The sequence below is a fragment of the Streptomyces sp. NPDC057474 genome (assembly GCF_042802555.1).
Taxonomy (GTDB): domain Bacteria; phylum Actinomycetota; class Actinomycetes; order Streptomycetales; family Streptomycetaceae; genus Streptomyces.
Window position 1 is genome coordinate 1 of the sequence record NZ_JBHVDX010000307.1, and the last position, 9,553, is coordinate 9,553.

At 70.5% G+C, this 9,553-nt stretch carries 9 protein-coding genes; 2 read left to right on the plus strand and 7 right to left on the minus strand.

The genetic code is table 11. The features are described 5' to 3' along the window. Nucleotides 1-166: 166 nt before the first annotated feature. From fxsA to ACFU53_RS43750, 4 genes are all read right to left on the minus strand, one after another. Nucleotides 167-754, minus strand: coding sequence for an FxsA family membrane protein (gene fxsA / locus ACFU53_RS43735; protein WP_384005401.1), 588 nt, complete (start codon nucleotides 752-754; stop codon nucleotides 167-169). A gap of 92 nt (nucleotides 755-846) precedes the next feature. Continuing rightward, nucleotides 847-1,662, minus strand: a complete 816-nt coding sequence (locus ACFU53_RS43740; RefSeq protein ID WP_384005403.1) for a polyprenol monophosphomannose synthase — start codon at nucleotides 1,660-1,662, stop codon at nucleotides 847-849. 563 nt (nucleotides 1,663-2,225) lie between these two features. Further along, nucleotides 2,226-3,830 (minus strand): amidohydrolase, encoded by a 1,605-nt coding sequence (locus ACFU53_RS43745; protein ID WP_384005405.1) that lies wholly within the window; start codon nucleotides 3,828-3,830, stop codon nucleotides 2,226-2,228. 170 nt (nucleotides 3,831-4,000) lie between these two features. Further along, complete coding sequence (locus ACFU53_RS43750; protein ID WP_338899395.1) at nucleotides 4,001-4,441, minus strand: Lrp/AsnC family transcriptional regulator; 441 nt, start codon at nucleotides 4,439-4,441, stop codon at nucleotides 4,001-4,003. 268 nt (nucleotides 4,442-4,709) lie between these two features. Between ACFU53_RS43750 and ACFU53_RS43755 the strand changes: the two genes are divergently transcribed. Next, entirely contained in the window at nucleotides 4,710-5,135 is a 426-nt protein-coding gene (locus ACFU53_RS43755; RefSeq protein ID WP_384005407.1) for a hypothetical protein, read from the plus strand. Nucleotides 5,136-5,653: 518 nt separating this feature from the next. On the opposite strand, the gene ACFU53_RS43760 is transcribed toward ACFU53_RS43755, so the two are convergent. Then, on the minus strand, nucleotides 5,654-6,826 hold the full coding sequence (locus tag ACFU53_RS43760; RefSeq protein WP_384005412.1) for an acyl-CoA dehydrogenase family protein: 1,173 nt from the start codon (nucleotides 6,824-6,826) through the stop codon (nucleotides 5,654-5,656). A 358-nt stretch (nucleotides 6,827-7,184) separates the two neighbouring features. Here ACFU53_RS43760 and ACFU53_RS43765 point away from each other — a divergent pair, with 358 nt between their 5' ends. Beyond that, complete coding sequence (locus ACFU53_RS43765; RefSeq protein ID WP_384005414.1) at nucleotides 7,185-8,432, plus strand: glycoside hydrolase family 18 protein; 1,248 nt, start codon at nucleotides 7,185-7,187, stop codon at nucleotides 8,430-8,432. 84 nt (nucleotides 8,433-8,516) lie between these two features. Here ACFU53_RS43765 and ACFU53_RS43770 read toward each other — a convergent pair whose 3' ends face one another. Together ACFU53_RS43770 and ACFU53_RS43775 are read right to left on the minus strand one after the other, a co-directional pair. Next, nucleotides 8,517-9,176, minus strand: coding sequence for a TetR/AcrR family transcriptional regulator (locus tag ACFU53_RS43770; RefSeq protein ID WP_384005409.1), 660 nt, complete (start codon nucleotides 9,174-9,176; stop codon nucleotides 8,517-8,519). 103 nt (nucleotides 9,177-9,279) lie between these two features. After that, on the minus strand, nucleotides 9,280-9,426 hold the full coding sequence (locus tag ACFU53_RS43775) for an SCO1431 family membrane protein (protein WP_384005410.1): 147 nt from the start codon (nucleotides 9,424-9,426) through the stop codon (nucleotides 9,280-9,282). Nucleotides 9,427-9,553 lie beyond the last annotated feature (127 nt).

Consider the following 9,553-nt stretch of genomic DNA (forward strand, 5'->3'; position numbering starts at 1 on the left):
GCGCAGTTCCCCGCGCCCCTCAAACAAGGGGCTGCGCCCCGTAGCCTTTTGTCTTCAGGGGCGCGGGGAACTGCGCGAGCAACCACTACGGGCCCGCGGCTGGGGGTCGAAGGGGCGCAGCCCCTGGGGACGGGACGGGTAGGGGCGGCGGGGGCGAACAAACCCCTCAGCGGTTCAGCGGCGGGCGATGTCCGTGCGGCGGAGCGTCCCCGGAAGCCTCATCGTCCCGAATCACCTCACCCTGCACGACCTTGCCGTCAGGCCGATGAATACGCGCCTGCTGAAAGGCATCCCCGAAGGACCCTGAACCCGCCTCACGGATCTTGCGCTCGAAGGTCCGCTCCGTATGACGCCCCAACGCCTTCTGAACCGGAGGAACCAGCAGCACGAGCCCCACCACATCGGAAACCAGCCCCGGCAGCATCAACAGCAGGCCGCCCAGCATCAGGAAGCCGTTGCCTTCGCTCCTGCCGGCTCCGGCGCCGGGCGCGGCCGTACCACCCTGCTGCTGTTGCAGCGTCTCGCTCAGCGCCCGGAACGCCCGCCGCCCGGCCCGCTTGACCACCGCGGAGCCGACGAGGAATCCGGCGACGAGAAGCAGGAAGACCGTGAAGCCGCCGGCCGCGCTCGCGACCACCGTGAGCAGCCAGATCTCCAGTACCAGCCACGCGGCGACACCCAACGGCAGAAACGTGCGCAGCCGGGAGCGCCGGGGCCGGGCGGGATACGTCGGGGTCGGAGCGCCAGTCGTCATGGTCCCAGTGTGCCTGGCCCCGGCTCAGCACGGGATAAGGGGATGATCAGGCACGGCCGTGGAACACCACCGGACCCGACCGCCCCTCCGTCTCAGCCCTGCCTGCCTGCCCCGGACCCCTTGCCGTTACGCCCCAGTACCTTGCCGACACGCTCCCCCACGCCCCACGCCGTGACCCGCCACAGCGCCTCGACGAGGATGTCCCGGCTCATCTTGGAGTCGCCCAGCTCGCGCTCGACGAAGGTGATGGGCACCTCGACGACGTGGTAGCCCGCCTTGATCGCGCGGCGGGCGAGGTCGACCTGGAAGCAGTAGCCCTGGGAGGCGACCTCGTCGAGGCCGAGTCCCTCGAGGGTCTCGCGGCGGAAGGCCCGGTAGCCGCCGGTGACGTCACGGACGGGGACGTCGAGCAGGACACGGGAGTAGAGGCTGCCGCCGCGGGAGATGAACTCGCGGGACTTGGGCCAGTTCACCACGCGCCCGCCCGGCACCCAGCGGGAGCCGAGGACGAGGTCGGCGCCCTTGAGCGCGGTCAGCAGCCGGGGCAGTTCCTCGGGCTGGTGGGAGCCGTCGGCGTCCATCTCGATGAGGACGCCGTAGCCGTGCTCCGTGCCCCAGCGGAAGCCCGCGAGGTAGGCGGCGCCGAGCCCTTCCTTGCCCTTGCGGTGCAGCACTTGGACGTGGTCGTCCTCGACGGCCAGTTCGTCGGCGAGCTTGCCGGTGCCGTCGGGGCTGTTGTCGTCGGCCACCAGGACGTGCGCGTCGGGAACAGCCTTCCGCACCCGGCCGACGATCGCCTTGATGTTCTCCGCCTCGTTGTAGGTCGGGATGATCACCAAGGCCGTGCCGAGCGGGCCGAACCGCCTCTCCTGGCCTTCCGCCGCGAGGGTCCCGTCGCCGTCGTTCACTGCTGCCCCTTCAAGTCCTCCGTACGCAGGGGACCACCATAGTGGCCACGGCCTGCGATGGAGTGTCGGCCGGTGTCCAGTGGGGTGTCGATTCAACAGGGGGTGTGCGGGAGCGCGCTCTGAGTAGCCTGTGCGCCGCCACAGAACAAATCTCATGCCAACGCGGGACGGAGTACAGATGTCGTCCGCCGCGGATGGGGGCCCGACGCCCTTCGGGCCGACCTGGGACCCGCTGGCTGCGGGTCGACCGAAAGCCGTTGTCTACTGAGCGTCCGGGCCCCACCCGGGTCACACCTACCCGACCGAGCCGGAACGTTCCCTCGCCGGAACGCGAACCCTGGGCCCTCCCGGTGGCGGTGCGCCGGTGCGGCACACCGCAGCGCGGAAGTTCCCCGGTCGGACGTCCGGTGCTGGACCCGGCAGAACCTACCCGCCCCCTGCGGCCAGCTGTCAACTGCCGCTTGACCTGCGGATTTACCCTCAAAGGCCTGGCCGGAGGGGAGGACCCGCAGGTCCGGCGGCGCGCCGTCGGGTCGTGGTCGGCTCCGCGCCGTCCCGGGAGATCACTCGCCCGGCCGTACGAAGACCGTTCGCCCGGCCACCACGGTCCGCAGGCAGACGGGCAGGTCGGAGCCGGGGCTCAGGTCGGGCAGGCCGGGGGTGCCGGAACGCGGGTCGGTGGACCAGCGGGCGACGCGGTCGTCGGGGGCTTGGACAACGAGTTCGCCGGTGCGCCACACCGCGTAGTCCGCGGGCGCGCCCGGTACGAGGACGCCCGCGTCGTCCCGTCCGACCGCCCGCCAGCCGCCCCGCGTGTGTGCCGTGAACGCGGCGCGCACGGACACCCGGTGCTCCGGCGTGCGGTGGAAGGCCGCCGCGCGGACGGTGCCCCACGGGTCGAGGGGCGTGACCGGGCTGTCGGAGCCGAAGGCCAGGGGCACACCGGCGCGCAGCAGGGCCGCGAACGGGTTGAGGGTGCGGGCACGGTCGGCGCCGAGCCGCTGGGCGTACATTCCCTCCTCACCGCCCCACAGCGCGTCGAAGGCGGGCTGTACGGAGGCGGTGAGGCCGAGCTCGGCGAAGGCGGCGACGGTCTCGGGGGTGAGCATCTCGGCGTGCTCGACGCGGTGCCGTGCGGCCCTCACACGGGCCGGGCCGACCTTCTCGGCCGCCGCCCGCGCTCCCTCGACCACCGAGGCCACCGCGGCGTCCCCGATGGCGTGGAAGCCCGCCTGGAGGCCTGCCTCGGTGCAGGCGACCACATGGGCGGCGACGGCCGCCGCGTCCAGGTAGGCCGTGCCGGTGTGGGCGGCGTCGGCGTACGGCTCGCGCAGGCATGCGGTGTGCGAGCCGAGAGCGCCGTCGACGAAGAGGTCGCCCGCGGCGCCGACGGCCCCGAGAGCGCGCGCCTTCTCGACGTCGCGCTCCGCCCAGTAGCCGACCACGCGCGGGCCGGGCTCCTCGGCGGCGAGCCGCAGCAGCCGCGTGAAGTCGTCCTCGGAGGAGATCTCGGGGCCCGCGCACTCGTGGACCGAGCCGATGCCGAGCGAGGCGGCGTGGGCGAGGGCGGCCCGCTGGGCCTCGGTGCGCTGGGCGGGGGTGATGGCGCCGAGGGCGGTGGCGCGTACGGCGTGGTGGGCGTCGCGGGTGAGCGGGCCGTCCTCGAAGGCGTCGGCACCCGGGACCAGGTCGAGCAGGGCGGTGGTGACGACCGCCGAGTGCACGTCGATCCGGCTCAGGTAGAGCGGGCGACCGCCGGTGGCCTCGTCGAGTTCGGCGCGGGTCGGCGGGCGGCCGCCGGGCCAGCGGGCGGCGTCCCAGCCGTGGCCGAGGAGGACGCGGTCGGCCGGGCGGCCGGCGGCGAATTCCCGTACGAGAACGAGGGCGGCCTCCAGGGAGGGGGCGGTGGAGAGGTCGAGGCCGGTGAGTGCGAGGCCGGTGGCTGTGGTGTGCACGTGGGCGTCGGTGAACGCCGGGGTGACCAGGGCGCCTTCGAGGTCGATCACCTCGTCGACGCCGGCCGCGAATGCGTCGGCGGCCCCCTCGGAGCCGACCCAGGCGATCTGTCCGTGTTCCACGACCATCGCGGTGGCGAACGGGTCGGCGGGGCTGTGGACTTCTCCCCCGCGGAGCAACACGGTTTTCGACGAGGCGGTGCGATCACTCATGGGGACAGTTTCGCGTGTGCCGGCTGCCACGTTGCACCAGGGCTGTGGTTTCAAGGCGCATGGCGCTGCTGGCTGTGCCCACCCTCGCCCACCCTCGGCTTCGCTCGAGCGGGAGATGCCCCCATCGCCCTGCGGAACGACTGCCCACAGCGGTAACCGGCGACAGAGGGTCAGATCCTCGGCGGCCTCGCCTCGTACGGCGTGGACAGCACCACCGTCGTACGCGTCGAGACTCCCGCCAGGGACCGCAGCCTCGCCAGGAGTTCCTCCAGCTCGTGCGGGGTCGCCACGCGCACCTTGAGGATGTAGTTCTCGTCGCCGGCGACGCTGTGGCAGGCCTCGATCTCCGGGACGTCGGCGAGTCGTTCGGCGATGTCGTCGGGGGCGCTGGGGTCGAAGGGCTTGACCGAGATGAACGCGGTCATCGGCAGCCCGACGGCCTCCGGGTCGACGACCGCGGCATAGCCCCGGATGACGCCACGCTGCTCGAGTCGGCGCACGCGCTGATGCACCGCCGACGTGGACAGGCCTGTGGCCTTGCCCAGGTCGGTGTAACTCATCCGCCCGTCCGCGACGAGCAGCTGCACGATCTGTCGGTCCAGCTCCTCCATGGCGCAAGAACCTACAGGGCGGTTGATCTCCTCCGGTACCTGAGCGGCGCAGGTCATGCCCGGTTCGTGATGTGACTGAGAGCCGCCTGTGAGCCATACGGGTGACAGACACGCCGTACTGGGCATCTGCGAGCGGCATGTGACGAAGACCACAGCACCCGAACAGGCTTCGTGATGATCTCGTGATTACCGTCGAGACGGGGCGGGAAGTGCTTGCTGTGGTCGAGGCCGCAGTGCCGTCACGGCCCAGTCCGAGGGGGAGAATCCCATGCAGAGTCTTAAGCGCCCTGGTCGTACCGCACCCAAGCGACTCCAGGCGGTCATCGAGCCCGAGCCGGAGGGCGTCGAAGCGGACGACGAGTTCGACGCGTACGACACCTTCGAGATGTACCGGGTGATCTGCCCGGACTGCGCCCAGCCCATCGCCCTGCTGTCCGACGAGGACAGCCTGCCCGAGCACGCGCTGGTCGTGTCGCCGTGGAACCCGTTCGGGCTCACGGTCTGCGCCGGTACGGGCCGTTCGGCCGACGACGGCCGGCCCGCGGACGAGTCCGTCGAGCCGCAGGAGCAGGACACCGCCCTCCTGTTGACGCTCCCTCAGGGGCTCGACTGGCGGACACAGCCCTTCTCGCACGTCGGCGGCCCGAGCTCGCGCCCGATGCGCGTGCCGGTGATGCGGCGTCAAGCCGCCTGATTCCTGGGCGTGTTCGGCCCACGTCGTCGAGGCGCTCTCTCGGTGAGCCGACGGCCGTGACCGGCGGATCCGTTTCCAGCAGTCACCCCGCACCATGGCGTCCAGTCACCTCGCATCATGGCCTCACGCCCGGTGCCATGGTGCAGGTTCGGTGTGCCCGGCGGGCCAAGCCACCCTGCCCCTTTCGGTCCCGTCGCGAACTCAGACACGATTTCCGGGAGCGGTGACCGGGCCGCCCCACACGCGTTGGCCCGGTATGACCCCAACATTTTCGGTGACCGGGCGTCGGCGTCATATCTTCGTGCCGGCTTCGGCAGAATCGCTTTCGCAGGGGCCGGCCCAGCCGCAGGACCCGCCGATCTACCGGGCCCTGATGCGGACTTGGGCCGACCGAGGCCGCACCCTGCCGGGGCGTCCCGATCCGGAGTGGGTGCGACTGGCGTCGCCGCCGAGCGGCAGCAACCAGTTCGGCGCCACCACGGATCCCTTCGGCGCGCCCGACTCCTTCCGTGGCTCCTTCAGCGCGACTCGGGCCCCGCGAGGTGACGGGCGATGACCATCCGCTGGATCTGATTGGTGCCCTCGACGATCTGGAGCACCTTCGCCTCGCGCATGTACCGCTCGGTGGGGAAGTCCGCCGTGTAGCCGTACCCGCCGAGGATCTGCACGGCGTCCGTGGTGACCTTCATCGCGGCATCGGTGCACAGCAGCTTCGCCATGGCCGCCTGCTTGGAGAACGGCCTGCCCGCGTCGCGCAGCCGGGCTGCGGAGAGGTAGAGCGCCCGGCCCGCCTCTATCTGCGTCGCCATGTCCGCGAGCATGAAGCGCAGCCCCTGGAAGTCGGAGATCGGCCGCCCGAACTGCTTCCGCCCGGTGGCGTATTCGACCGCCTCGTCCAGTGCCGCCTGGGCCACCCCGATCGCACAGGCCGCGATGCCGAGCCGCCCGGAGTCGAGCGCGGACAGGGCGATCGCGAAGCCCTGTCCCTCTTCGCCGAGGCGTCGGCTGTCGGCGACGCGCACCCCGTCGAAGTGGAGCTGCGCGGTGGGTGAGCCCTTCATGCCCATCTTCTTCTCGGGCGCGGCGGCGCTCAGCCCCTCGGCGCCACCGGGCACCAGGAAGGCCGTGATGCCCCGGGAGCCCTCACCGCCCGTGCGGGCCATGACCGTGTAGAATTCGGCGATGCCGCCATGCGTGATCCAGGCTTTTGTGCCGGTGATCACCCAGTCGTCGCCGTCCCGCACGGCCTTCGTCCGCAGGGACGCGGCGTCCGAGCCGGACGAGGGCTCGGAGAGGCAGTACGCGCCGAGCAGACGGCCGCCGAGCATCGTCGGCAGATGCTCGGCCTGCTGCTCCTTGGTGCCGTAGTTGGCGAGGGCGTGGCAGGAGAGCGTGTGGACACTCACGCCGAGGCCGACGGTCAGGCGGGCCGTGGCGAGTTCTTCCAGGACCTGGAGATAGACCTCGTAGGGCTGGTCGCCGCCACCGTGTTCCGCGTCGTACGGCAGGCCGAGCAGTCCCGACTCCGAGAGCAGGCCGAAGAGTTCGCGCGGGAAGCGGCCGGTGTCCTCCTCCTCGGCCGCGTGCGGGGCGATCTCCCGCTGCGCGATCTCACGGACGAGCGAGATCAGATCCCGGGCCTCTTCCGTGGGCAGTTGACGGTCCACCGGCTGCGGGGCGCGGTCGGGCATGGCGACGCTCTCCTCCCTGTCGGGCACTACGACGGACACGCACCGGGGATGAGGTGGTGCCGCCGGGTCTCACGTGCCACAGCCGATGGTCCTCCTCCGGATCACGGAAGCCGCTGATCAGCGGCGGTGGCGCTTGGAGTATGCCCGATCCGGAGCAGCGAGTCACCAGTTAACGAGCGTTCATTAGGACACATACGACGACCCGCCGCACCCCGGGCCGGAATTGGTCCGAACCATTGACCCCAGTGGTCTAGTCCTCTACGGTCTCCCCCAACAACGCGCCACCGCGTTCATGCCAATCGGCACAGCAGGTCCAGGCAGCACCTTCCCCGCCATGCTCCCCTCCCCCGGAGTCACGATGCTCAGACCGCACAGCTCCCGCGTCCCCGTCAGGACACTTGTCGCCGCCACGTGTTGCGCCGCGCTCGGCGCCGGACTCCTCGCCGGAGCGGGCACCGCGACCGCCACGCCCGCGAAGCCCGGCCCCAAGCCCCACCCGGCCGGCGCGACCAACTCGAAGGTGGTCGGCTACTTCATCGACTGGGGCATCTACGGCCGCCAGTACTACGTCAAGAACATCGAGACGTCCGGCTCGGCGAAGAAGCTCACGCACATCAACTACGCCTTCGGCAACGTCGTCGACGGCAAGTGCGCGCTCGGCGACGCCTGGGCGGACACCGACAAGCCCTTCACCGCCGAGGAGTCCGTGGACGGCGTCGCCGACAGCGCGGACCAGCCACTGAACGGCAACTTCAACCAGCTGCGCAAGCTGAAGAAGCTGCACCCGAACCTCAAGATCATCTGGTCCTTCGGCGGCTGGACCTGGTCCGGCGGATTCGGCGAGGCGGCGAAGGACCCGGAGGCCTTCGCGAACTCCTGCTACGACCTCGTCGAGAACTCCAAGTGGAAGGACGTCTTCGACGGGATCGACATCGACTGGGAGTACCCCAACGCCTGCGGCCTCACCTGCGACACCAGCGGCAGCGAGGCCTTCGAGGACGTGATGGCAGCGCTGCGCAAACGATTCGGCAAGAAGGAGCTGGTCACCGCGGCGATCACGGCCGACGCCAAGCCCGGCGGCAAGATCGACGCGGCGGACTACGCGGGTGCCGCGAAGTACGTCGACTGGTACAACCCGATGACGTACGACTACTTCGGCTCGTGGGACGCGACCACCGCCCCGCACTCGCCGCTGTACCCGTACCCCGGCATCGCCGACAAGGCGTTCAACACCGCCGCCACCATCAAGAAGCTGAAGAGCCTCGGCATCCCGCCGTCCAAGCTGCTGCTCGGCATCGGCTTCTACGGGCGCGGCTGGACCGGCGTCACCCGGTCGGCTCCCGGCGGCACCGCGACCGGCCCGGCGGCGGGGACGTACGAGGCGGGCTACGAGGACTACAAGGTGCTCAAGTCGACGTGCCCGGCCAACGGCATCGTCGGCGGTACCGCGTACGCCAAGTGCGGTGACGACTGGTGGAGTTACGACACCCCGCAGACCATCAAGGGGAAGATGGCCTACAAGAACGCGCAGGGCCTGGGCGGGACCTTCTTCTGGGAGCTGAGCGGCGACACGGCGAACGGTGAGCTGATCAAGGCGATCAAGTAGCCGCTGCGACGGGGGACTTGGGGTGGGGGTCGGTAGGCGAACCCCACCCCGAGTGCCTTTCCCGGATGTCACCGACCGCGGAGCTCAGATGTCCCGGCGGGCGGGCTCCGGTGCGAGATAGGCCGGGGCGAGCTCCTCGATGGCGCGCAGCGAGCCGCCCAGCATCCTGACGAGCAGGTCGCGCATGGTGTCGCGGGGCAGCTCCGGGCGGTCGATCCAGTCGAGGGTGGCACCCTCGACCGCACATACCCAGCCGAACAGGCCCATGCGAGCCACCGGTTCGATGTCGCTCCTGCCGTACGCGCCCTCGGCGATGGTGGCGACGATCGCCTCGCGGACACCGTCCCGGATGGCGTGCACCTGGGCGTCGAAGCCGACGCCGCCGCTGACGATCGTGCGGTAGGCGGCCTGGTTGTCCTCCGCGTAGCGCAGATAGGACTCCATGGTCCGGTGCACCCGCTCCACGGGCGGCAGTTGGAGGCCGCTCGCCGCGAACGTGATCAGATCGGCGACCGAGTCCTCGACGATCGCGAGGTAGTAGCCGCGCTTGGACTTGAAGTAGTAGTAGATCAGTCCCTTGGCCACGTGCGCCTGCCGCGCGATGTCGTCCATCGACAACGTGTCGTACGACGTGTCGGCGAACAACTTGCGCCCGATGGAGATGAGTTCGGCGCGACGCGCTGACGCACGGTCGGTGCCGCGGGCCCGCGGCGGCTCGACACCACGCTGTTGACTACTATTCAATTTCGGTCCTGGTCTCCAACTGCCAGCGGGACAACCGCAGTATGGCAGACCCTTACCACCAGCTTGTTCGACTCTGATCGACAGAATCGACCGGCGGATCAGGTCACAGCAGACCCAGCTGGGTCACCAGCATCGCGAGGACCACCACCAGGGTCCAGCCCATCATGTGCTCGACGATCTTCGGGCCGTCGTCCTTGGGGCCACCCGTGCGGGTCTGGACGCGGGTGGCGGTGGCGGAGGTCGCGGTCATGGCAGCTCGCTGGTGTGATCGGTGTGCGGTGGGCTCCCCCACCGTTCCGTCCACCTTGCCACCGCATGGGCGGTTCGCGGCCGAGAGCTTGGTCACACGACAACGCGGCCCCCGGTCTCCCGGGGGC